Origin of the sequence: Streptomyces sp. NPDC093544, assembly GCF_040683495.1 — a bacterium.
In the GTDB taxonomy this organism is placed as follows: domain Bacteria; phylum Actinomycetota; class Actinomycetes; order Streptomycetales; family Streptomycetaceae; genus Streptomyces.
In genome coordinates this window covers 95,044-119,055 of sequence record NZ_JBFBEA010000022.1, presented here as the reverse complement: position 1 = coordinate 119,055, position 24,012 = coordinate 95,044, and the positions used below count along the sequence as shown (strand labels likewise).

Annotated in this window: 21 protein-coding genes and 1 tRNA gene; 19 read left to right on the top strand and 3 right to left on the bottom strand. The window is 66.5% G+C overall.

Translation table 11 applies throughout. From position 1 onward, the window contains the following. Positions 1 to 146 precede the first annotated feature (146 nt). On the top strand, positions 147 to 338 hold the full coding sequence (locus AB0N66_RS30585; RefSeq protein ID WP_019889482.1) for a helix-turn-helix domain-containing protein: 192 nt from the start codon (positions 147 to 149) through the stop codon (positions 336 to 338). Next, complete coding sequence (locus AB0N66_RS30580) at positions 335 to 1,798, top strand: site-specific integrase (RefSeq protein WP_365441043.1); 1,464 nt, start codon at positions 335 to 337, stop codon at positions 1,796 to 1,798. The genes AB0N66_RS30585 and AB0N66_RS30580 overlap by 4 nt, the downstream gene beginning before the upstream one ends. 119 nt (positions 1,799 to 1,917) lie before the next feature. On the opposite strand, the gene AB0N66_RS30575 is transcribed toward AB0N66_RS30580, so the two are convergent. The 3 genes from AB0N66_RS30575 to AB0N66_RS30565 all read right to left on the bottom strand — a co-directional run bounded on the left by AB0N66_RS30575 (position 1,918) and on the right by AB0N66_RS30565 (position 4,156). Then, positions 1,918 to 2,529 (bottom strand): HEPN domain-containing protein, encoded by a 612-nt coding sequence (locus AB0N66_RS30575; RefSeq protein ID WP_365441041.1) that lies wholly within the window; start codon positions 2,527 to 2,529, stop codon positions 1,918 to 1,920. A gap of 9 nt (positions 2,530 to 2,538) precedes the next feature. Further along, complete coding sequence (locus tag AB0N66_RS30570; RefSeq protein WP_365441039.1) at positions 2,539 to 3,729, bottom strand: DUF262 domain-containing protein; 1,191 nt, start codon at positions 3,727 to 3,729, stop codon at positions 2,539 to 2,541. A gap of 355 nt (positions 3,730 to 4,084) precedes the next feature. Beyond that, positions 4,085 to 4,156: transfer RNA gene (locus AB0N66_RS30565), tRNA-Arg, on the bottom strand. Between the two features lie 179 nt (positions 4,157 to 4,335). Here AB0N66_RS30565 and AB0N66_RS30560 point away from each other — a divergent pair. The 17 genes from AB0N66_RS30560 to atpB all read left to right on the top strand — a co-directional run bounded on the left by AB0N66_RS30560 (position 4,336) and on the right by atpB (position 23,969). Next, on the top strand, positions 4,336 to 4,866 hold the full coding sequence (locus AB0N66_RS30560; protein WP_365441160.1) for a response regulator: 531 nt from the start codon (positions 4,336 to 4,338) through the stop codon (positions 4,864 to 4,866). A 223-nt stretch (positions 4,867 to 5,089) separates the two neighbouring features. Further along, positions 5,090 to 6,109 carry an ArgS-related anticodon-binding protein NrtL gene (gene nrtL / locus AB0N66_RS30555; RefSeq protein WP_365441037.1) on the top strand — a complete coding sequence of 340 codons (1,020 nt, stop codon included), beginning with the start codon at positions 5,090 to 5,092 and terminating at the stop codon, positions 6,107 to 6,109. 46 nt (positions 6,110 to 6,155) lie between these two features. Next, positions 6,156 to 7,547, top strand: a complete 1,392-nt coding sequence (gene lysA / locus AB0N66_RS30550; protein WP_365441035.1) for a diaminopimelate decarboxylase — start codon at positions 6,156 to 6,158, stop codon at positions 7,545 to 7,547. A 165-nt stretch (positions 7,548 to 7,712) separates the two neighbouring features. Continuing rightward, positions 7,713 to 9,014, top strand: a complete 1,302-nt coding sequence (locus AB0N66_RS30545) for a homoserine dehydrogenase (protein WP_365441033.1) — start codon at positions 7,713 to 7,715, stop codon at positions 9,012 to 9,014. Positions 9,015 to 9,020: 6 nt separating this feature from the next. Then, on the top strand, positions 9,021 to 10,079 hold the full coding sequence (thrC, locus tag AB0N66_RS30540; protein ID WP_365441031.1) for a threonine synthase: 1,059 nt from the start codon (positions 9,021 to 9,023) through the stop codon (positions 10,077 to 10,079). Between the two features lie 408 nt (positions 10,080 to 10,487). Beyond that, the gene (gene thrB, locus AB0N66_RS30535) at positions 10,488 to 11,417 is read left to right on the top strand and encodes a homoserine kinase (RefSeq protein WP_365441029.1); all 930 of its coding nucleotides are present in this window, start codon (positions 10,488 to 10,490) and stop codon (positions 11,415 to 11,417) included. 388 nt (positions 11,418 to 11,805) lie between these two features. After that, a complete protein-coding gene (gene rho, locus AB0N66_RS30530) occupies positions 11,806 to 13,857 on the top strand; it encodes a transcription termination factor Rho (RefSeq protein ID WP_365441027.1) in 2,052 nt (683 codons plus the stop codon). Between the two features lie 403 nt (positions 13,858 to 14,260). Continuing rightward, positions 14,261 to 15,400 (top strand): LCP family protein, encoded by a 1,140-nt coding sequence (locus tag AB0N66_RS30525; RefSeq protein WP_365441025.1) that lies wholly within the window; start codon positions 14,261 to 14,263, stop codon positions 15,398 to 15,400. A gap of 242 nt (positions 15,401 to 15,642) precedes the next feature. Then, a complete protein-coding gene (gene rpmE / locus AB0N66_RS30520; protein ID WP_365441023.1) occupies positions 15,643 to 15,864 on the top strand; it encodes a 50S ribosomal protein L31 in 222 nt (73 codons plus the stop codon). Positions 15,865 to 15,999: 135 nt separating this feature from the next. Then, positions 16,000 to 17,076 carry a peptide chain release factor 1 gene (gene prfA, locus AB0N66_RS30515; protein ID WP_365441021.1) on the top strand — a complete coding sequence of 359 codons (1,077 nt, stop codon included), beginning with the start codon at positions 16,000 to 16,002 and terminating at the stop codon, positions 17,074 to 17,076. Positions 17,077 to 17,134: 58 nt separating this feature from the next. Next, the gene (prmC, locus tag AB0N66_RS30510; protein WP_365441019.1) at positions 17,135 to 17,980 is read left to right on the top strand and encodes a peptide chain release factor N(5)-glutamine methyltransferase; all 846 of its coding nucleotides are present in this window, start codon (positions 17,135 to 17,137) and stop codon (positions 17,978 to 17,980) included. Positions 17,981 to 18,033: 53 nt separating this feature from the next. Further along, positions 18,034 to 18,681: an L-threonylcarbamoyladenylate synthase gene (locus tag AB0N66_RS30505; protein WP_365441017.1), complete on the top strand. Its 648-nt coding sequence runs from the start codon at positions 18,034 to 18,036 to the stop codon at positions 18,679 to 18,681. Further along, positions 18,678 to 19,343, top strand: a complete 666-nt coding sequence (locus AB0N66_RS30500) for a protein-tyrosine-phosphatase (protein ID WP_365441015.1) — start codon at positions 18,678 to 18,680, stop codon at positions 19,341 to 19,343. Before AB0N66_RS30505 ends, AB0N66_RS30500 begins: the two co-directional genes overlap by 4 nt. Before the next feature lie 110 nt (positions 19,344 to 19,453). Then, complete coding sequence (gene glyA / locus AB0N66_RS30495; RefSeq protein WP_365441013.1) at positions 19,454 to 20,692, top strand: serine hydroxymethyltransferase; 1,239 nt, start codon at positions 19,454 to 19,456, stop codon at positions 20,690 to 20,692. 129 nt (positions 20,693 to 20,821) lie between these two features. Beyond that, positions 20,822 to 22,186, top strand: a complete 1,365-nt coding sequence (locus AB0N66_RS30490) for an MraY family glycosyltransferase (protein WP_365441011.1) — start codon at positions 20,822 to 20,824, stop codon at positions 22,184 to 22,186. 298 nt (positions 22,187 to 22,484) lie between these two features. Then, positions 22,485 to 22,922: a hypothetical protein gene (locus AB0N66_RS30485; protein WP_365441009.1), complete on the top strand. Its 438-nt coding sequence runs from the start codon at positions 22,485 to 22,487 to the stop codon at positions 22,920 to 22,922. A gap of 210 nt (positions 22,923 to 23,132) precedes the next feature. Further along, on the top strand, positions 23,133 to 23,969 hold the full coding sequence (gene atpB / locus AB0N66_RS30480; protein ID WP_365441158.1) for a F0F1 ATP synthase subunit A: 837 nt from the start codon (positions 23,133 to 23,135) through the stop codon (positions 23,967 to 23,969). The last annotated feature ends 43 nt before the right edge of the window (positions 23,970 to 24,012 follow it).

Genomic DNA, 24,012 nt, shown 5'->3' with positions numbered 1-24,012 from the left:
CGCTGCGTCACCACAAACCCGCAGGTCAGACGCGCGCATGACGCAGATGACGCGGGTGACGCAGAAATCCCCGCCTCGGACACATACATGCACCCCTCAGACGCTCTTCCCGCCACCTGCCTTGCTCTCTCGCACAAGGAGGAGTCGTGGCCAAGCCCCGCGACGAGAAATTGACCATCCCCGAAGTCATCGAAGAGATAGGCGTACCACGCTCCACGTTCTACCGCTGGCGGCAGCTCAGGAAAGGCCCCAAGGCCATCAAACTCCCGAACGGCTCGGTGCGCATCCGTCGCTCCGAACTGGACCGCTGGATGGAGACCTTGGAGGAATCCGCGTGAACCACCGCAAGGCCAGCGAGACCCCGGGCGCCCGCAACAGCGGGCGTCCGTCCGGGCTTGAGACACCGGCTCCCACCCTTTCCACCGACGTACGGGTGTGGAAGGTCAATAGGGTGAAGAGCAAGAAGGCGCCGTATCAGCTCCGTTGGACGGTCGCGGGCAAGGTGAAAGCGTCCAGCTTCACCACGGTCGCGCTCGCTGAAAGTCGCCGCTCGGAATTGTGGCAAGCCATGCGCAAGGGCGAGGCATTCGATGTGGACACTGGATTGCCAGAGTCCGAACTCCGGGCCGCAGCGGCGAAAGAGAACACCAAACCTGACCCGTCATGGTGGGACTTTAGCCGGGAGTACATGGCGGCTCGGTGGCGTACCACAGCAGCGAAGACGCGTGAAGGCATCGCCGATAGCCTGGCCACGGTGGCGATCGCCATGATGGGCGACGGAGCGAAGGCACCGACACCCGAGGAAGTGCGGCTGGCCGTGCGCTGGGCTGTCGTACCGGCCCACAAGGGTGAAGAGCCCCCGCCCGATCTAGTGGCCGTCTGTACGTGGCTCTCCAATCGTTCGCTTCCGCTGTCTGCGTTGACGGACCCGAGAATGCTCCGGGACGTCCAGTATCGGCTTTCCGTTAAGTTGGATGGCACCCCAGCGGCAGGGGAGACGTACAAGCGGCGCCGCCGCGGCTTCAATACCGCAATGGAGCACGCGATCGAATCGGGATACCTGGACGAGAATCCACTCGCCAACGTGAAGCGGATCGGATCCACGGGTGGTGACGTGGTGGATCCTCGGGTCCTGGTTAATGCCGTTCAGGGGAATTCACTTCTCACGGCCGTCTCGTATGTGGGATCCGTGCACCGCAATCGCGGCCGTCGACTGGTCACGTTCTTCGGCTGTCAGCTCTACGCCGCAATGAGGCCGGCGGAAGCGGTCGGGTTGCGAGAGAAGGACTGCTATCTGCCCGAGACGGGATGGGGGACCCTCACCCTTCGGGAAACCCGCCCGGTGTCCGGCAAGAAATGGACCGATTCGGGGCAGCGCCACGACAAGCGGGGGCTCAAGTCGCGTGAGGTCAAGGCTGACCGACCTGTACCCATACCGCCGCTGCTGGTTGCGATGCTCCGTGAGCACGTCAAGGAGTTCGGTACGGCCAAGGACGGCAGGCTCTTCGCTAACGAGCGCGGTGGCGTGCTGGGGACGTCTAGCTACTGGAGGGTGTGGCAGGAAGCAAGACTCATTGCACTCCCACCAGACAAGGCGGATTCTCCGCTCGCGCACCGGCCCTACGACCTGCGGCATACCTGCATCACGAACTGGTTGAACGCAGGAGTACCCGTGGCAGAGGTCGCCCGCCGTGCCGGCAACTCACCTGAGGTCATCCACCGCCGGTACGAGGGATGTATTGATGGGCATGAGGAGGTGAACAATAAGAAGATCGAGAGGGCGATGGGGTGGGAGTAAGGAAAGGGCCTGATTGTTCGCTTACCAGTTACTCGCGATCAGAGATTGAGGGGGACAAGGAGCCGGACGCGAGACTAAGTCCGGCTCCTTGGTGCATGGTGCGCCATCTGGTGCAAGGATCATGGCTTCGGGCTGAGGTAGTCCACCAGGCTTTGCACCTGACTCACTACATCTTCGACCCAAGCAATGGCTTGCGATGGGTAGACGGTCTCGCTTACTGCTTGCGATGAAGACGTGTGAGCCATCTTTCCTCTTTTTCCGCCGAGTGTATTGAGGGCCTTAAAGAGGTCATCGCACTTGTCGGAGAGTTGGTCACCGTGCAGGCCCAGCGGCTTTGCCAGAGAGGTAATGTTGGCCTCTTTGAGGCCGTTGTTGATTTTCACAACTTTGGAGATGTAAAGGTTCTTTGCCGTTGTGCAGATCTGCTTTGTGTCGAACTTCTTCCCAGCTCTCTGACCGATAAGGTCTCCGGAGAAATGGAGGGCGAGTTCTACAAAACATCGAGGCGTCGCTAGATCTCCTATTTCATTTTCTCGATTCTCTATGTAGGTCAAGAAAAGATCTTCGATGAACTCCTCGATGTGAGCGTGGGAGAGGATTACAAAAGATGTGATCAACAGTTGCTGACGCCTGCTGAGGTCATCTGGTGGTGAAACTGCTAGCACTTCGTTGTCGAGGAGGGAGGCTTTCAGTTCCTCGATATCACTTCTGAGACAGGTCACTAGGTCCATGGTGACCTCTCAGTTTGTGAGACAGGCTGGGCGCTCAATGGTGATTCCCAGCACCTTGCCCAATTCCTGATTCCAAATATCGAAGCGATTCTTAGTCGCCTCGATGCTTTTGGTTGTGCTGGTGATGGCGGCGACGAACTTGTCGTTCTCGATGCTGATTCTTTTGAATGCTGCCAGAACTTCGGGAGCCCGGCCCAGTGCGATGTTCCGCACTCTCTCGTCGGAAAGTGCATAGATCTGCACATCAAAGACTGCCCTATTTAGACTCCGTTCCCATTTTACGCCGGACCATTTATGGCAAGCGCCGTCGTCAGAAAAAATCTCTCGCGCGGCGTCAATTGCCCGTTCCATTTCTGAGAGCTTGCCGACAATCTCGTGAGAAGCGGACTTCCAAGTTTTGTTATAATGAATGCAAGTTTTGTCTAGGAAATCCTTTAGATTCCCTTTGTACGGGGTTTTTGAGCTTTGAAAACCTAGGTAGCGAACCATAATTTCAGCGTCGTACATTCGTCGATCTGGCCCCTTGTTGCCCAAGAGGTGCTGAAGTCCCGGACTTGTTCCAGATTGTTCATCTACGAAGTTGACAAAATCACCAGGTACTAGAGCTTGCCGGAGTTCTTGGGCTGACAAAGGGACGCTGCCGGTGTTGAGGCGCAAGAAGAGTGTGTAAAGGAAGTCTTCGGACTCCCACCCCTTGATTGAGACGGTCCTAATCGTATGATTCTCGAACGCGTCAAACAGGTCTGCCCTCTGTTGTTCGAGTTTCTTAATGTCGAAACCCCGCACGCTTTCCAGGATTGATGTACCTGTGATCTTGAATGGCTCGAATTCGGAATCTGCCTCAGCCCCTGCTCCGGCGTAGAACTGCCGAAGTGCGAGCAGTCGCTGTTTGCCGTCGATCACGAAGTAATGGCCCGGGCGCTCATGCTTTTCTGCGAGGACGATCTGTGGGATTGGATATGACAAAATCGCTGACTCCACAAAGCGGCTCTTTGTGGGGTTCGTCCAAGCGGCGCGTCGCTGAAACTTTGGATTAAGGTCAATCCGCCCTTTCCTCATTTGAGTGATGATGGTCTCAATCGTCCAGTCTGTGGCAGAAATGCTGGCGCGAGTGGCAGTGAGACGGTCAATGACGTCCTCTTCGCTTTCGCCTGACGCGTCATCGACGGGGATCATTTCCTCTGGGCTCTGATTAGTCATGATTCCTCCTAAGGTGGCTAGTGACGCTTTTTGCGCTTCGGTAGATCTTGTGCAGTCTATGTCTGAGAGTTCTACCAGTCGCAAGGGTGGAGTGTGGTGGGGTGCGGACGTTAAAAGTCCAACGACTCTAAGTAGAGAGTGGTTCTCTCTCGACACGTGCGATGGAGGTCATCCGGTCACGCGCCTGGTGCCAGCCACCTTCAGAGTGTGCGAGAACTGGGCAGGGGCTCACTCGCTACTCACTCGGAACCTGTGCCACACAACGACAAAGAGCCGGACCCAGTGGGACTGGATCCGGCTCTCAATAATTGGCACTTCGCAGGTCAGCAGCGCAACTGTGCAGCTCTCTGCGAGGTGCCCCCGGCAGGATTCGAACCTGCGCACACGGCTCCGGAGGCCGTTGCTCTATCCCCTGAGCTACGGGGGCGTGTCGGGCGCTTGGTGTGCGGCGACGGGTAGAACCCTACCAGCTCTTTTGGGGGTGACTGGCATGGGTTTTGGCGGGGGAGGGGTGGGGTGTTGTCGGGGGAGCGGTGGGTTCCGGGTGGGGTGGAGGTAGGTCGTCCGGAGGGGGTGGAAGTGGGGAAAACCCGGACGCGGCGGTGGGTGCGGACCTACCCTCAAGTTGTGCCAGGCGCGTCGGGCCGGGTGCTTGTTGTGGACGACAACAAGGTCATCCGGCAGCTGATCAGGGTCAACCTTGAGCTGGAGGGTCTCGAGGTCGTGACCGCGGCCGATGGTGCCGAATGCCTGGACATCGTGCATCAGGTGCGGCCCGATGTGGTGACACTCGATGTGGTCATGCCCCGGCTGGACGGGCTGCGCACCGCGGCTCGTCTTCGGGCCGACCCGCGGACCCGGAATCTTCCCCTCGCCATCGTCAGCGCCTGCACTCAGTACGAGGTCGAGAACGGGCTTGATGTCGGCGTCGACGCATTCCTTGCCAAGCCTTTCGAGCCTGCCGAACTCGTGAAGCTCGTACGGCAGTTGATGGAGCGTCGGGGGAGTGGCGGCGGCAATGGTGGCGGTGCGGGTGGTGATGGTGGCGACACCGGGGCCCCGTTCCAGGGTGTCTTTGGCGCCGAAGAGGCCGAGCGAGCTGAGCGTGCCGAGCGCGCCGGACGTGCCGGTCACTGACCCCTCATTCGCTCCCGCACAAGTCCGTGACCGTAAGTCCCTAATCGCCAGTCACTGACGCATCAGTCACTCATGCGCCGTCGACGGGTCATTTCCGGGCCGCTGAGACGGCGGGCCGCCGGGACGAGACATCGAGCCCGAGGCCCCGCCCACCTCGTCCACATCCCGGACCAGCCCCAAACCGACTCGGCTACCCACCCCCCTCCTCCCCTAGGCTTGTCCCGTGACCCCCGTCGAGCTCTCCCGTACCGTGCTGTGCGCGGTACGTCGTGCTGTGGATGAGGGGGAGCTGAATGTGGTGGTGCCGGCGCGGGCCGTGGTGACGGTGCCTGGGGCCGGGGGGTGCGGGGATTACGCCACGAACATCGCGTTGCAGCTGGCCCGTCCTGCCGGGCGGGCGCCGCGGCAGGTCGCCGAGATCCTCCGGCCGCACCTCAGCGGCGCGCCCGGCGTCGCGGACGTCGCGATCACCGGGCCCGGATTTCTGAACATCAGCCTTGACCAGGCCGCTGCCGCCCGCACGCTCGTGTCCGAGATCCTCCGACAAGGCAACCAGCACCAGCACCAGCACCAGGACTCGACCCGGTTCCCGTACGGGTACAGCGACGCCCTCGCCGGGCAGGTCATCGAGCTGCGCGTGCCGTACGACATCCGTGCCGAGGTCGTCGCCGACACGCTCGTACGGATCATCGCCACCCAGGGCGGCCGCGCCGAGGTGCGGCACGCCGAGCCGGTCGGTCTCCGGCCCGTCCCCGCTCCCGAGGACCCCGCCCCCCTCGGCCCCGACGCCGCCCGCTGGGCCCTGCTCCACCCCGCACTCCACGACCGGCCCCGGATCACCGAGGACCACCTCGTCCAGCGCGAGACCAACCCCCTCTTCCGTATCCGGTACGCCCACGCCCGCACCCGGGCCCTCAGCCGCAACGCCGCGAGCCTGGGCATCGACAGCGCCGCCGGAGACGTATCCGAATCCCCGTCTCAAGCGCCGCAGCTCTTCACCGCCCTCGCCGAGTACCCCCGCGTCCTCAGCGCCGCCGCCACCCACCGCACCCCCGACCGGCTCGCCCGGCACCTCGTCACCGTCGCCGATGCGCTCCTTGACTTTCAGTACGCCGTGCTGCCGCTCGGTGCCGAGAAACCCTCGGCCGCCCACCGTGCCCGGCTCGCGCTCGCCGAAGCCGCCGGGGCGGTGCTGGCCGGCGGCCTGTCCCTGCTCGGCATCAGCGCACCCGACTACCTCTGACACCGCAGACGACACCGCAGATGACACAGCAGAAAGCCCACAGACAATGAGCCGTTCCGCACACCCCGCCGGGCCCCGTCACGCCGATGTTCTGACCGAAGGGCACTACACCCCCCCGCCCGCGGACCTCAACGCCCTCGACCCGAAGGTCTGGGCGCACACCGTCACCCGTAACGGAGACGGAGTCGTCAGCGTCGGCGGGATCGATGTGGCCACGCTCGCCGAGGAGTTCGGCACTCCCGCCTACTTCATCGACGAGGCCGACTTCCGGGCGCGGGCGCGCGCCTGGCGTACCGCCTTCGGGCATGACGCCGACGTCTTCTACGCCGGAAAGGCGTTCCTGTCCCGGGCCGTCGTGCGCTGGCTGGACGAGGAGGGGCTCAATCTGGATGTGTGCTCCGGTGGTGAGCTCGCCACCGCCCTCTCCGCCGGCATGCCCGCCGACCGCATCGCCTTCCACGGCAACAACAAGTCCACCGAAGAGATCACCAAGGCCGTCGAGAACGGTGTCGGACGTATCGTCCTCGACTCCTTCCAGGAGATCGTCCGCGTCGCCCACATCGCGCAGTCCCTCGGTAAGCGGCAGCCGGTGCAGATCCGGGTGACGGTGGGCGTGGAGGCGCACACGCACGAGTTCATCGCCACGGCGCACGAGGACCAGAAGTTCGGGATCCCGCTGGCCGGTGGCCAGGCCGCGGAGGCCGCGCGCCGTGCCCTCCAGCTCGACGGGCTCGAACTCATCGGCATCCACAGCCACATCGGCTCGCAGATCTTCGACACCTCCGGGTTCGAGGTGGCCGCCCACCGCGTCATCGGACTGCTCAAGCAGATCCGCGACGAGCACGGTGTCGAACTGCCCGAGATCGACCTCGGCGGCGGCCTCGGTATCGCGTACACCAGCGAGGACGACCCGCGCGAGCCGCACGAGATCGCCAAGGCACTGACCGAGATCGTCACCCGCGAGTGCGAGGCCGCCAAGCTGCGGACGCCGCGGATCTCCGTGGAGCCCGGGCGCGCCATCGTGGGTCCGACCGCCTTCACTCTCTACGAGGTCGGCACCATCAAGCCGCTCGACGGGCTTCGGACGTACGTCTCCGTGGACGGAGGCATGTCCGACAACATCCGGACGGCGCTGTACGACGCCGAGTACAGCGTCTCTCTCGTCTCGCGCTCGAGTGACGCCGAGCCCATGCTCGTCCGTGTCGTCGGCAAGCACTGTGAGAGCGGCGACATCGTGGTGCGGGACGCGTTCCTGCCCGCCGACCTGGCGCCCGGTGACCTCATCGCCGTCCCCGCCACCGGCGCCTACTGCCGCTCCATGGCCAGCAACTACAACCACGCACTCCGCCCGCCGGTCGTCGCCGTGCACGACGGCGAGGCCCGGGTGATCGTCCGCCGCGAAACGGAGGAGGATTTGCTCCGCCTCGACGTCGGCTGAGAGACGCCGGCCGACAGATGCCAGCTGAGAGACCGGTGGCGGAAGATCTTCGGTCTACCGCCCCGTAAAAATGAAATGGACGTCTCACGATCCGGACATGGGATAGAAAGTCCCGTCCGGTGAGTGAGACTGGTCCAACCGTGACGTAACAGGAAACGAGGTCGGATGATGCGTACGCGTCCGCTGAAGGTGGCGCTGCTGGGCTGTGGGGTAGTCGGCTCAGAGGTGGCGCGCATCATGACGACGCACGCCGACGATCTCGCCGCCAGGATCGGGGCCCCGGTGGAACTGGCAGGCGTCGCCGTACGCCGCCCCGCCAAGGTCCGTGAGGGCATCGACCCCACCCTCATCACCACCGACGCGACCGCGCTCGTCAAGCGTGGCGACATCGACGTCGTCGTCGAGGTCATCGGCGGTATCGAGCCCGCTCGTACGCTCATCACCACGGCCTTCGAGCACGGCGCCTCCGTCGTCTCCGCCAACAAGGCGCTGCTCGCCCAGGACGGTGCCGCGCTGCACGCCGCCGCCCAGGAGCAGGGCAAGGACCTCTATTACGAGGCCGCCGTCGCCGGCGCGATCCCGCTCATCCGGCCGCTGCGCGAGTCCCTCGCCGGCGACAAGATCAACCGCGTGATGGGCATCGTCAACGGCACCACCAACTTCATCCTCGACAAGATGGATTCGACGGGCGCCGGATATCAGGAGGCCCTCGACGAGGCCACCGCGCTCGGCTACGCCGAGGCCGACCCCACCGCCGACGTCGAGGGCTTCGACGCCGCGGCCAAGGCCGCGATCCTCGCCGGAATCTCCTTCCACACGCGCGTGCGCCTGGACGACGTGTACCGCGAGGGCATGACCGAGGTCACCTCCTCCGACTTCGCCTCGGCGAAGGCGATGGGCTGCACCATCAAGCTGCTCGCCATCTGCGAGCGGGCCGCCGACGGCGGGTCCGTCACCGCGCGCGTGCATCCGGCCATGATTCCGCTGAGCCATCCGCTCGCCTCCGTGCGCGGCGCGTACAACGCGGTCTTCGTCGAGTCGGACGCCGCCGGGCAGCTCATGTTCTACGGGCCGGGTGCCGGCGGCGCGCCGACCGCGTCCGCCGTGCTCGGCGACCTTGTCGCCGTCTGTCGCAACAAGCTCAACGGCTCGACCGGGCCCGGCGACTCGGCGTACGCCCAGTTGCCCGTCTCGTCCATGGGCGAGGTCGTGACGCGGTACCACATCAGTCTCGACGTGGCCGACAAACCGGGTGTTCTCGCTCAGGTGGCCACCGTCTTCGCCGAGCACGGTGTCTCCATCGATACCGTGCGCCAGCAGAGCCGACAGGACGGAGGCGGCGAGGCCTCTCTCGTCGTCGTGACCCATCGTGCGTCCGACGCGTCCTTGACCGGGACCGTCGAGGCGCTGCGCAGCCTCGACACCGTGCGGGGTGTCGCCAGCATCATGCGGGTTGAAGGAGAGTAACCAGCAATGACCCACCAGTGGCGCGGAATCATCGAGGAGTACCGGGGACGGCTGCCGGTATCCGACAGCACGCCGGTCGTGACGCTCCGGGAGGGCGGCACGCCGCTCGTGCCCGCGCAGGTGCTCTCCGAGCGCACCGGGTGCGAGGTCCACCTCAAGGTGGAGGGTGCCAACCCGACCGGGTCCTTCAAGGACCGCGGTATGACCATGGCCATCTCGAAGGCCAAGGAGGAAGGCGCGAAGGCGGTCATCTGCGCCTCCACCGGCAATACGTCCGCGAGCGCCGCCGCCTACGCCGTACGCGCCGGAATGGTCTGTGCCGTGCTCGTGCCGCGGGGCAAGATCGCGATCGGCAAGATGGGCCAGGCGCTCGTGCACGGCGCGAAGATCCTCCAGGTCGACGGCAACTTCGACGACTGCCTCACTCTCGCGCGGTCGCTGTCCGAGAACTACCCGGTGGCGCTGGTCAATTCGGTGAACCCGGTGCGCATCGAGGGCCAGAAGACCGGCGCGTTCGAGATCGTGGACATGCTCGGCGACGCGCCCGACATCCACGTCCTGCCGGTGGGCAACGCGGGCAACATCACCGCGTACTGGAAGGGGTACAAGGAGTACGCCGCCGACGGCATCGCCGCGCGGACCCCGCGCATGTGGGGTTTCCAGGCCTCCGGTTCCGCCCCGATCGTGCGCGGCGAGGTCGTCAAGGACCCGTCGACCATCGCCACCGCGATCCGTATCGGCAACCCGGCGTCCTGGCAGTTCGCGCTGGCCGCCCGGGACGAGTCGGGCGGGTTCATCGACGAGGTGACGGACCGTGAGATCCTGCGCGCCTACCGCCTGTTGGCCGCGCAGGAGGGCGTCTTCGTCGAGCCCGCGTCGGCCGCGTCCGTCGCCGGTCTGCTGAAGGCCGCCGAGCAGGGCAAGGTCGACCCGGGCCAGACGATCGTCTGCACGGTCACTGGAAACGGGCTCAAGGATCCGGACTGGGCCGTCGCCGGCGCACCGCAGCCGGTGACCGTCCCGGTGGACGCCGTCATGGCCGCTGAGCAGCTCGGCCTCGCGTAAACGGGCAACACCCGGCGGGACACCCGACAGGGGGTGCACGGGGGGCTTACGACACGCATCGTGCGCCTCCTGTGCGCCCTATGTCGCCACAGAACCTGTCTTCGATAGGCTGTACTGAACCCGCCCGCCGCATATGCCGCGGTGCCGCCCTTGTTGTGGCCTTCGGGTGTTGACGTACGCGTCAGGTTCGTAGCGCAAGCCGTCTCAACATCCGTACCGCCAGCCGCTCCAGATTCTTACCGCCAGTCGTTCCACAGCTGTATCGCCAGTCGCCCCACATCGGTATCGCAAGACGTCCCACGTTCGTATCGCACGTTTTCGAGAATCTCGTACATCACGCAGCACATCTCGTACATCAAGCAGCACAAGGTCTCGTACATCACGCAGCTCAAGGAGAGTCATCGAGCGATGGCCGGTCCAGCCTTCCGCGCCGCCGCCGTCCGGGTGCGCGTCCCCGCCACCAGCGCCAATCTCGGGCCGGGCTTCGATGCCTTCGGCCTGTCACTGGGGCTGTACGACGACGTGGTCGTCCGGGTGGCCGACGCCGGGCTGCACATCGACATCGCGGGTGAGGGCAGCGAGACGCTGCCGCGCGACGAGGGTCATCTCCTCGTACGTTCCCTGCGCACCGCCTTCGATCTGCTGGGCGGACAGCCGCGCGGCCTTGAGATCGTCTGCGCCAACCGCATTCCGCACGGCCGGGGCCTCGGTTCCTCGTCGGCCGCCATCTGCGCCGGCATCGTCGCCGCGCGGGCGGTGACCATAGGCGGGGACTCGAAACTCGACGACACGGCCCTGCTCGAACTCGCCACCGAGATCGAGGGACACCCCGACAACGTCGCGGCCTGTCTGCTCGGCGGATTCACGCTCTCCTGGATGGAGACCGGCGCGGCGCGGGCGATCAGGATGGACCCCGCCGATTCCATCGTTCCGGTGGTTTTCGTACCGGGAAAGCCGGTTCTCACCGAGACCGCGCGCGGTCTGCTTCCGCGCACGGTGCCGCATGTCGACGCCGCGACCAACGCGGGCCGTGCCGCCCTGCTCGTCGAGGCTCTCACCCGGCGTCCCGACCTGCTGCTGCCCGCCACCGAGGACCGGTTGCACCAGGACTACCGCGCCCCTGCCATGCCCGAGAGCATCGCGCTGGTGGAGCGGCTGCGGGGTGACGGCATCCCCGCGGTGATCTCCGGCGCGGGTCCCACGGTGCTGGCCCTCGCTGACGGGGCGTCGGCCGACAAAATCGCTGACCTCGCAGGTCAGGGGTGGGCTGCCAATCGTCTGGACCTCGACGCCACGGGAGCGAGCGTGTTGCCGCTCGCACCCTCCGGTGTCAATTAGAAGCGCGCGGTTACCGGATTTCGAGAGGGGGAATGTTTGTTGGATCCGGTAGTGTTAATCTCAAGTCTGCACCCGACCTCACCATGGCGAGGTGCTTCGCGTCCCCGTCCGGGACACCCATTCTTCCGGGAGCCTCCCAAACTGCTTTGTGCCATGCATTGGGTGCTATGTGCTGAGCAGTGTTGAGCACGCTCCGGAACCGGCGTGACCGAGCCGATGACACCGCAATTCAGTGCCACGGCTCCGGAACCGTCATCACCAGTTATTTCTTCCGCCGCGTTGGCGGACCACCGCCCCGGCACGGTCCGTACCAAAAGGACCAAATCCGGACAGCAAAACCGGTCGCCGTGCCAGACAGGCCGACGTCCGCTCCAGGGAAGGACCCTTCGTGAGCGACACCACCGATCTGATGGGCGCACGTGTCGAGGAGACCGCTGCCGCGCCCGCCACGGACGCCTCTGCCGCGCCTGCCTCCGGTGCAGGCTCCCGGCGGCGCCGCGGTACCGGCCTTGACGGCATGGTGCTTGCCGAGCTTCAGCAGGTCGCGTCAGGCCTCGGTATCAGGGGCACCGCGCGCATGCGCAAGAGCCAGCTGATCGAGGTCATCAAGGAGGCGCAGGCCGGGGGAGGTGGCGCGTCGGCGAAGGCCGATGCCACCGCCGAGACCAAGCCGAAGCGCCGGGCCACCTCGAAGGCCCGTACGGGCGTTGAGTCCGCCGCGGCCGAGGCCAAGGACGAGCAGCCCGTCGCCGAAAAGGCCGTGGCCCAGCAGCAGATCGACATTCCCGGCCAGCCCGCCAGCGATGATGCCCCCGCGGGCGAGCGTCGCCGTCGCCGGGCCGTTGCCGAGGCCGGCAGCCCCGAGACCATCACCGCCGAGGCGAAGAGCGAGCCGAAGACGGAGACCCTGGTCGAGGCCAAGGCCGACGCGGCTGACGGCGACGGCCGGCAGGGCCGTCGTGACCGTCGTGACCGCGACCGTGGTGGCCGTGACCGCGACCGCCGGGGTGCCAAGACCGACGAGCAGCAGAGCCAGGGCGGCCAGGCCCAGGGCGGCGGTCAGCAGCGCCAGGACCGTCAGCAGCAGAGCCAGGGCGGCGGCCGTCAGGACCGCCAGGACCGGCAGCAGCGCGACAACGGGCCGCAGCGCGACAGCGGCCCGCAGCGCGACAACGGCCCGCAGGACGACGACGAGTTCGGCGATGGCCGGCGCGGCCGGCGCGGTCGTTACCGCGACCGTCGTGGCCGTCGTGGCCGCGAGGACTTCGGCCCGAACGAGCCGCAGGTCGCCGACGACGACGTCCTGATCCCCGTCGCGGGCATCCTCGACATCCTCGACAACTACGCGTTCATCCGTACGTCCGGCTACCTGCCGGGTCCCAACGACGTGTACGTCTCCCTCGCCCAGGTCCGCAAGAACGGTCTGCGCAAGGGCGACCACGTCACGGGCGCGGTCCGCCAGCCCAAGGACGGCGAGCGCCGCGAGAAGTTCAACGCGCTGGTCCGCCTCGACTCCGCGAACGGCATGGCCGCCGAATCCGGCCGTGGCCGCCCGGAGTTCAACAAGCTGACGCCCCTTTACCCGCAGGACCGGCTCCGTCTGGAGACCGACCCGGGGGTGCTGACGACCCGCATCATCGACCTCGTCGCGCCGATCGGTAAGGGCCAGCGTGGTCTGATCGTGGCCCCGCCGAAGACCGGCAAGACCATGATCCTGCAGGCGGTCGCCAACGCGATCACCGTCAACAACCCCGAGTGCCACCTGATGGTCGTCCTGGTCGACGAGCGTCCGGAAGAGGTCACCGACATGCAGCGGTCGGTGAAGGGCGAGGTCATCTCCTCGACCTTCGACCGTCCGGCCGAGGACCACACCACGGTCGCCGAGCTCGCCATCGAGCGGGCCAAGCGTCTGGTGGAGCTGGGTCACGACGTCGTCGTACTGCTCGACTCGATCACGCGTCTGGGCCGTGCGTACAACCTCGCCGCCCCCGCCTCCGGCCGCATCCTGTCCGGTGGTGTCGACTCGACCGCGCTGTACCCGCCGAAGCGCTTCTTCGGTGCCGCGCGCAACATCGAGGACGGCGGTTCGCTGACCATCCTGGCCACCGCGCTCGTCGACACCGGCTCGCGCATGGACGAGGTGATCTTCGAGGAGTTCAAGGGCACCGGCAACATGGAGCTCAAGCTCGACCGGAAGCTCGCCGACAAGCGCATCTTCCCGGCGGTCGACGTCGACCCGTCGGGTACGCGTAAGGAAGAGATCCTCCTCAACCCGGAGGAGCTCGCCATCGTCTGGAAGCTGCGCCGGGTGCTGCACGCGCTCGACTCGCAGCAGGCCATCGAGCTCCTGCTGGACAAGATGAAGCAGACGAAGTCCAACGCCGAGTTCCTGATGCAGATCGCGAAGACGACGCCGGGCAACGGCAACGGCAACGACTGATCCGGACCCCGCGGAACCCGAGGGCCGCCCCCGTCACGCAGGTGACGGGGGCGGCCCTTTTTTGTCTGGCCCTCTTTCTCTGGCCTCCTTTGTCCGGCCCCTTTTGTCTGGCCCGGGCCGGTGACCAGCGAGATCTTTGCCACAAGTGCCGAGATCGGTGCCGATTTCGAACAACACGGCATCTTCGGCTGAAATCGCAGGTGAGCGGGGGTTTCCGCGGATTCACCGGTGACTCTCTGTACGCGTCGACCCACAGGATGGGCACAGTGCGTTGTGCAACCCTTGCCCGAGTTTCCCCGTCTGACCCTACGGAGTGACCATGGAGCGGTACACGTCGTCACGCCGGACCGGGCCTGAGCCTGAAAGCAGGGGGTAACCGACCCGAACAAGGACTGAGGAGCACATGCCTGCCGAGAGCACGCCGGAACCCGGCATACCCGGGGAGTCCGGCACCAGCGCCCCGCGCCACCGCGCGAAGGGCCGCCGCCGCAAGGCCCGCAGCAAGCGCCGCAAGGGCCTGCTGATCATGGCCTGGGTAGCGGCGGGCATCGTCGTGCTGGGCGGCACCGGCGCCGGATACCTGTACTTCAAGCTCAACGGCAACATCAAGAGCGTCGACATCAACCAGGTCCTCGGCACCGACCGGCCGGAGAAGGTCGACAACGGCTCCGAGAACATCCTGGTCCTGGGCTCCGACACCCGCTCCGGCACGAACGAGAAGCTGGGCGGCGGCACCGACGACGGCAGCGCCCGCTCGGACACGGCGATGGTCGTGCACGTGTACGAGGGCCACAAGTCGGCGAGCGTGGTCTCCATACCCCGCGACACCCTCGTCGAGCGCCCCTCCTGCACCGACGCCGGCGGCGTCACGCACGACGCGGCCTCCGACGTCATGTTCAACTCCGCGTACTCCACCGGCGGCGCCGCCTGTGCGGTGAAGACCGTCGAGTCAATGAGCGGGATCCGCATGGACCACTACATCGAGGTCGACTTCAGCGGCTTCCAGAAGCTCATCGACGACCTGGGCGGCGTGAAGATCACCACTACCCAGGACATCAACGACCCCGACAGCCACCTGAACCTGAAGGCCGGCACCCACACCCTCGACGGTGAGCAGGCGCTCGGCCTGGTCCGCACCCGGCACGGCGTCGGCGACGGCTCCGACCTCGGCCGGATCCAGCTCCAGCAGGCGTTCATCAAGGCCCTGATGAACCAGGTAAAGGGCATCGGCCTGCTGACCAGCCCGACCAAGCTGCTCGAACTCGCCGACACCGCCACCAGCGCCATCACCACCGACTCCGACCTGAAGTCCGTCAACGACCTGGTGTCCTTCGCGGGCGGCCTCAAGGGCATCAGCTCCTCGAAGATGACCATGGTGACGATGCCGGTCCAGTACGACAGCGCGAACGCCAACCGCGTGCTCATCGACGAGGCCAAGGACAAGCTGGTCTGGGACGCCCTGAAGAACGACCAGGTGATCCCGAAGTCGGCCACCGAGGGCACCGCCACGGGCACCGCGAAGGACGTCGTCAGCGCGGGCTGAGCGGCACCGGAAACCGCGGGCGGAGCGGCCGGAAACCACAGGTCGAGCGGCACCGGAAACCGCAGGTCGAGCGCCACCGGAAACCGCAAGCCGAGCGGCGCGGGAAACCGCCGGGAATAGATCACGTCGCCCCCCGGTTTTGGGGGATGCGGCCGGTCCTGGCAGACTGGTACGTCGGCTCCGGTTCACGCACCCGCAATCCGCGGCGGCGACCCGGCGCCCTCCCGAAACTAGGAGACACCTTGAAGCGCGACATCCACCCCGAGTACGTCGAGACGCAGGTCAGCTGCACCTGTGGCGCGTCGTTCACCACCCGTAGCACGATCTCCAGCGGCACCGTCCGTGCCGAGGTCTGCTCCGAGTGCCACCCGTTCTACACGGGCAAGCAGAAGATCCTCGACACCGGTGGCCGCGTGGCCCGCTTCGAGGCCCGCTTCGGCAAGGCTGCCGCTGCCACGAAGTAGCGACCTCACAGCGCCGGTCCTCGACGCCCCCTGCACGGGGGCGCCGGGACCGGCGCTTTGCGGTGCAGCCCCCATTCGTTTCACCTACGTCCCCGAGCCCGTGATGGAGCCGGGGGCAGCCCATTGGAGCCGGAGATGTTCGAGGCGGTCGAGGAACTGATCGGCGAGCACGCCGATCTGGAGACGAAGCTCGCTGACCCGTCGGTGCACGCCGACCAGGCCAACGCGCGCAAGCTCAACAAGCGCTACGCGGAGCTGACCCCGATCGTCGCGACGTACCGCTCCTGGAAGCAGACCGGGGACGACATCGAGACGGCGAAGGAGTTCGTGGCCGACGACCCGGACTTCGCCGCCGAGGTCAAGGAGCTGGAGAAGCAGCGCGAAGAGCTGACGGAGAAGCTCCGGCTGCTGCTGGTCCCGCGCGACCCTAACGACGACAAGGACGTCATCCTCGAGGTCAAGGCGGGCGCGGGCGGCGACGAGTCGGCCCTCTTCGCAGGCGACCTGCTGCGCATGTACCTGCGCTACGCCGAGCGCGTCGGCTGGAAGACCGAGATCATCGACGCCACCGAGTCCGAGCTCGGCGGCTACAAGGACGTCCAGGTCGCCGTGAAGACCAAGGGCGGCAACGGCGCGACCGAGCCCGGCCAGGGTGTCTGGGCGCGGCTGAAGTACGAGGGCGGGGTGCACCGCGTACAGCGCGTGCCGTCGACCGAGTCGCAGGGCCGCATCCACACCTCCGCCGCCGGTGTGCTCGTCACGCCCGAGGCCGAGGAGGTCGACGTCGAGATCCACGCCAACGACCTGCGTATCGACGTCTACCGCTCCTCGGGGCCCGGCGGTCAGTCCGTCAACACCACCGACTCCGCGGTGCGCATCACGCACATTCCCACCGGAGTCGTCGCTTCCTGTCAGAACGAGAAGAGCCAGCTGCAGAACAAGGAGCAGGCGATGCGTATTCTGCGCTCCAGGCTCCTCGCCGCGGCGCAGGAGGAAGCGGAACGGGAGGCCGCGGACGCCCGCCGCAGCCAGGTCCGCACCGTCGACCGCTCCGAGAAGATCCGTACGTACAACTTCCCGGAGAATCGCATCTCGGACCACCGGGTCGGCTTCAAGGCGTACAACTTGGATCAGGTCCTCGACGGTGACCTGGACGCGATGATCCAGGCCTGCGTCGACGCGGACTCGGCCGCGAAGCTCGCCGCCGCGTAGAACAGCCGTGTAAGGCCCCACCGACGTTCACGACAACAGCTCAGCCCGGAGGACCAGCGTGAACCTGCTGCTCGCGGAAGTGGCCCAGGCCACCCAGCGGCTGGCCGACGCCGGCGTGCCCTCGCCGCGTAACGACGCGGAGGAGCTCGCCTCCTTCGTGCACGGCGTGAAGCGGGGCGAGCTGCACACCGTCAAGGACACCGACTTCGACGCCCGGTACTGGGAGGTGATCGCGCGCCGCGAGGCCCGTGAGCCGCTCCAGCACATCACCGGACGCGCCTACTTCCGGTATCTGGAACTCCAGGTCGGGCCAGGGGTGTTCGTGCCGCGCCCGGAGACCGAGTCCGTCGTCGGCTGGGCCATAGACGCCGTACGCGCCATGGACGTCGTGGAGCCCCTGATCGTCGACCTGTGCACGGGCTCCGGCGCCATCGCGCTCGCCCTCGCGCAGGAGGTCCCGCGCTCCCGTGTGCACGCCGTTGAGCTGTCCGAGGACGCCCTCCAGTGGACGCGCAAGAACGTCGCGGGGTCCAGGGTCGACCTCCGCCAGGGAGACGCCCTGGAGGCCTTCCCCGACCTCGACGGCCATGTCGACCTGGTCGTCTCCAACCCGCCGTACATCCCGCTCACGGAATGGGAGTACGTCCAGCCGGAGGCCCGGGACTACGATCCCGAACTCGCCCTGTTCTCGGGGGAGGACGGCCTCGACCTGATCCGTGGCATCGAGCGCACCGCTCACCGTCTGCTGCGCCCCGGTGGCGTCGTCGTCGTCGAGCACGCCGACACCCAGGGCGGGCAGGTGCCGTGGATCTTCACCGAGGAGCGGGGCTGGGCCGACGCGGCCGACCACCCGGACCTCAACAAGCGGCCGCGGTTCGCGACCGCCCGCAAGGCGATGCCGTGAGCACGCGCATCGAGTTCCCCAGGCAGCAGTACGTGTACGAGGAGGCCCGCTAAATGGCACGGCGATACGACACCAATGACGCGACCGACCGCACCACCGGTCTGCGTGAAGCCGCGTCCGCCGTCCGCCGTGGCGAGCTGGTCGTCCTCCCGACGGACACGGTGTACGGCATCGGCGCCGACGCGTTCTCCTCGGAGGCCGTCGCCGATCTCCTCGACGCCAAGGGCCGGGGCCGCAACATGCCCACCCCTGTCCTCATCGGCTCCCCGAACACCCTGCACGGCCTGGTCACGGACTTCTCCGAGATGGCCTGGGAGCTGGTCGACGCGTTCTGGCCGGGTGCGCTCACCCTCGTCGCCAAGCACCAGCCGTCCCTCCAGTGGGACCTGGGGGACACCCGTGGCACCGTCGCCGTGCGCATGCCGCTGCACCCCGTCGCCATCGAACTGCTCACCGAGGTCGGCCCGATGGCCGTCTCCTCCGCCAACCTGACGGGCCATCCCTCGCCGGAGGACTGTGACGCCGCGCAGGAGATGCTCGGCGACTCCATCTCCGTCTACCTGGACGGCGGCCCGACCCCCGGCATCGTCCCCTCCTCGATCGTCGACGTGACCGGCAAGGTGCCCGTGCTGCTGCGCGAGGGGGCACTGTCGGCCGAGGAGCTCCGGAAGGTCGTCCCCGACCTCGAGGTGGCGAATTGACAGCCCCTGACGCGGGGCGTGGCATAGGCACGGGGATCACGGGGGCCAACGGTTCTCCCAGGGGGTCCTTCCGCATCCTCCACGTCAGCACCGGCAATGTGTGCCGCTCGCCGATCACCGAGCGGCTGACCCGCCATGCCCTCGCGGACCGGCTCGGCGACCCCCTGTGGGGCGGCCTGATCGTGGAGAGCGCGGGCACCTGGGGGCACGAGGGCGCGCCCATGGAGACCAACGCCGCCACGGTCCTCACCGACTACGGCGCGGACCCCTCCGGCTTCGTCGGCCGCGAACTCCTCGACGACCACGTCATCCGCGCCGACCTGGTCCTCACCGCCACCCGCGACCACCGCGCCCAGGTCATCTCCATGGGCCACTCGGCGGGCCTGCGCACCTTCACCTTGAAGGAGTTCACCCGGCTGGTACGGGCCATAGATCCGGCGACGCTCCCACCCTTGGAGGAGGGAGTGATCGAGCGCGCACGCGCCCTGGTACGGGCGGCTGCCGCGCTACGCGGGTGGCTTCTGGCCCCCACCGCGGAGGCGGACGAGGTCTTCGACCCCTACGGCGCCCCGCTGCCGTTCTTCCGGTCGATCGGGGACGAGATCAACGAGGCGCTGGATCCGGTGGTGACGGCGCTTACGGGGGTACGTGCCCGTACGTAGGTCCGCGGTGGGGGCCCTTTGCACCCGGCGGACGGTAACACCGGGCGACCCACCGTTCCCGGTTCTACATTGGACTTAGCGCACCCCCACGCCGAGGTCCGGAGTCCACCATGCCGGTCATACAAACGCTGGAAGCGGATGTTCTGCGTCGGCAGGACCCGGAGCTCGCCGAGATTCTGATCGGGGAGCTGGAGCGGCAGTCGACGACCTTGCAGTTGATCGCGGCCGAGAACTTCACGTCGCCGGCCGTGCTGGCCGCGCTCGGGTCGCCGCTGGCGAACAAGTACGCCGAGGGATATCCGGGCGCCCGCCACCACGGTGGCTGCGAGATCGTGGACGTCGCCGAGCGCGTCGCGGTGGACCGGGCGAAGGCGCTCTTCGGCGCCGAGCACGCCAACGTGCAGTCCCACTCGGGGAGTTCGGCGGTCCTCGCCGCGTACGCCGCCCTGCTGCGCCCCGGTGACACCGTCCTCGCGATGGGGCTGCCGTTCGGCGGTCACCTCACGCACGGGTCGCCCGCGAACTTCTCGGGAAGGTGGTTCGACTTCGTCGGGTACGGGGTCGATGCGGAGACCGGGCTCATCGACTACGAGCAGGTGCGCGCGCTGGCCCGTACGCACCGCCCGAAGGCCATCGTCTGCGGGTCCATCTCCTATCCCCGGCACATCGACTACGCGCTGTTCAGGGAGATCGCCGACGAAGTGGGCGCCCACCTCATCGCCGACGCCGCCCACCCCATCGGGCTCGTCGCCGGGGGAGCGGCGCCCAATCCGGTGCCGTACGCCGATGTGGTCTGTGCCACCACCCACAAGGTGCTCCGCGGCCCGCGCGGCGGCATGATCCTGTGCGGCGGCGAGCTGGCCGAGCGCGTCGACCGGGCCGTCTTCCCGTTCACGCAGGGCGGCGCCCAGATGCACACGATCGCCGCCAAGGCCGTCGCGTTCGGCGAGGCGGCGACCCCGGCCTTCACGGCGTACGCCCATCAGGTGGTCGCCAACGCCCGGGTGCTCGCCGCGGCGCTGGACGCGGAAGGGCTGACGATCACCACCGGCGGCACCGACACCCACCTGCTCACCGCCGACACCGCGCCCCTCGGCGTCGACGGGCGCACCGCCCGCGGACGTCTCGCCGCCGCCGGGATGGTCCTCGACACCTGCGCGCTGCCGCATGGGGACGTGCGTGGGCTGCGGCTGGGTACGGCGGCGCTGACCACGCAGGGGATGGGCGAGGCGGAGATGGCCCGGGTCGCCGTACTCTTCGCGGGTGTGCTGCGGGACGTGGCGGACGCGAAGACGGTTCGTGAAGAAGTACGGGAGCTGACCAGCGGATTTCCGCCGTATCCCGGCTGATCCGGGGTAGACGGAACCTGGTGCACAGCCACTCGTGCAACCATCGACGCTACCCGGCAGTCCCCATCCGTATGCATGCATCGCTAAGGTGTGGGGCTCAGATGGCCAGCGAGACCTGTGGGGAAGCCCGTGCGTGAATATCTGCTGACGCTCTGCGTCACGGCCGCGGTGACGTATCTGCTTACAGGGCCGGTACGGAAGTTCGCGATCGTGGCCGGAGTGGTGCCAAAGGTGCGGGCTCGTGACGTGCATAGGGAACCCACCCCGCGGCTCGGCGGTGTCGCGATGTTCTTCGGCATGTGCGCGGGCCTCCTGGTTGCGGACCACCTCACCAACCTCAGCGTGGTCTTCGACAGCTCCAGCGAACCACGGGCGCTGCTGAGCGGGGCCGCTCTGATCTGGCTGCTGGGCGTGCTCGACGACAAGTTCGGTGTGGACGCGCTCATCAAGCTTGGCGGGCAGATGATCGCGGCCGGAGTCATGGTGATGCAGGGCTTGACCATCCTCTGGCTGCCCGTGCCCGGTGTGGGGTCAGTGTCGATCACGCCGTGGCAGGGCAACCTCCTCACCGTGGCGCTCATCGTGATCACCATCAACGCGGTCAACTTCGTCGATGGGCTCGACGGGCTGGCCGCAGGCATGGTGTGCATCGCGGCGGGTGCGTTCTTCCTGTACGCGTACCGGCTGTGGTACGGCTACGGCATCGAGGCCGCCGCTCCCGGGACGCTGTTCTCAGCCCTACTCATCGGCATGTGCCTGGGGTTCCTACCGCACAACATGCACCCCGCCCGCATCTTCATGGGGGACACGGGATCCATGCTCATCGGGCTCGTCCTCGCCGCTGGGACGGTGTCCATCACCGGCCAGGTGGACCCGGACCGCCTGGCATTCAGCGCGGGTTCCGAGCGCAGCGCGGTCCACGCGATGGTGCCGGTCTACATGCCGATCATCCTGCCGTTGACCATCATTGCGATCCCGCTGGCCGACCTGGTGCTGGCGATCGTGCGCCGGACGTGGAACGGCCAGTCCCCTTTCGCCGCCGACCGCGGACACCTACACCACCGTCTGCTGGAGGTCGGCCACTCACACAGCCGTGCCGTCCTGATCATGTACTTCTGGTCGGCGGTGATCGCCTTCGGCGCCCTCGCCTTCTCGGTCAACGCGGCGTCCATGTGGATCGTGCTCGGGATCATGGGCCTCAGCGCGGTCGGTCTCGTGCTGCTCCTGCTGCCGCGCTTCACTCCGCGCACCCCGCGCTGGGCCGAGAGCTTCGTGCCGCCGCGCTATCGCCGTAGCAAGGTCATCGCCGCCTCGTACGAGGCGGAGGAGGCCGGGTCGGCCGTCGCGTACGAGGCGGGGGTTCTCGCCGAGGAGGACGGGGCTCAGGAGCACCGCAGTCCGGTTGCTGTCGGAGTCTCAGGAGTCAACGGGGCGACGGCAATTGGCGCTCGTTCGCGCTTCCTGGATCGGGGTAAGGCCGAGTCGTCGCGCTGACGCCAAGGTAAGAGTCTCGCAAGAGGTTTGCGCCCCTACGCGTCGGCAAACTGCCCCAATACCAGACAAGTTGGCTCGCTGAATGCACAGACGCGCACCTTCACTCTCATGTGTGACAGCGAGCACACCAACCAGGTAAAGACCTCATCAAATAGTTTGTGATACGGTTCACGAGAACCCGGGACGGAGCCGAAGGACCTGAGAGAGACGGTCCCTTGGCGTGAGGTTCTCTCTCAGCCCGGGATTACGCTCGTCCATGACGACACCCTGCCCCCCTTAAGCAAGCGGAGTTGCCGCCATGCCGTCCAATGACGCCCGGATTCTCCTTCAGGCCGCTGTGCCCACAGCTGCCGTCGGCGCGATTGCCGCCGTCGTCAGTGGTGTGGTCGCCGGTGGCAAGGGAGCAATTGGGGCAGTCGTCGCGACGCTGGTCGTGATCCTCTTCATGGGTATCGGGCTCTACGTTCTGCAGCGCACTGCCAAATCGCTTCCGCACTTGTTCCAGGCGATGGGTCTGATGCTCTATACGGCACAGATTCTTCTGCTGTTCATCTTTGTCGCCGCGTTCAAGAACACGACGTTGTTCAACCCCAAAGCCTTCGCGATCACGCTTGTCGCCACCACGCTCGCGTGGATCGGCGCACAGGCGCGTGCTTACATGAAGGCCAAGATCCTCTATGTCGAACCCGAGTCTTCGAAGGGCGACAAGCCCGAAAAGACGGGGCACTCGTCGTGAGGGGTAGGGCCGGGATAAGCGCGCGTAGGAAGCCCTGCTATCGTCCGGTGCCAACTGCGGCATCGCGGGCGCGGGCATCTGAGCTGACGCCTGCTCAAACGCGAGGCTTGATGCCCCACAGCCGCCCCCACATCCGTAACACCAGTCCAGTGCCGAACCGCGGCTGCGCGCCGCGCCGACACAACGAGGTTGCCGTACCTATGCGTCACGCTGAAGGAGCCCGCGGTGAGTGCTGACCCGACGCAGGTGCTCGCCTTTGAGACCGACTGTCACATCTTCGATGGCTGTGGCTTCCCCGCTCCCGGCCTGCACTCGTTCCTGTTCGAGCCCCTCGTGGGCGATGCGGACAGCAACGTCTATTTCAACAAGACGATGCTGTTGGCGCTGCTCGGCTCGGTGATCGTCGTCGGCTTCTTCTGGGCCGCCTTCCGTAAGCCGCAGGTCGTTCCGGGCAAGCTGCAGATGGTCGCCGAGTCGGGCTACGACTTCATCCGCCGCGGTGTCGTCTACGAAACGATCGGCAAGAAGGAAGGCGAGAAGTACGTACCGCTGGTCGTCTCGCTGTTCTTCTTCATCTGGATGATGAACCTCTGGTCGATCGTCCCGATCGCCCAGTTCCCGGTCACCTCGATCATCGCGTACCCCGCGGTCCTCGCGGCGATCGTCTACGTCCTGTGGGTCTCGCTGACCTTCAAGCGGCACGGATTCGTCGGTGCCTTTAAGAACTTCTCCGGCTACGACAAGTCACTCGGCGCGATCCTGCCGTTGATCGTCGTCCTCGAGTTGCTTTCGAACCTGATCGTCCGGCCGTTCACGCACGCGGTGCGACTCTTCGCGAACATGTTCGCGGGCCACACCCTGCTGCTGCTCTTCACGCTGGCCAGCTGGTACCTGCTCAACGGCATTGGGTTTGCCTACGCCGGTGTCTCTTTCATCATGGTCATCGTGATGACGGCCTTCGAGCTCTTCATCCAGGCCCTGCAGGCGTACGTCTTCGTGCTCTTGACCTGCACTTTCATCCAGGGCGCGCTCGCCGAGCACCACTGAGCAACCCCCCCCTGTAAAACCCCCTAAGCGTCCGGTGGCCAAC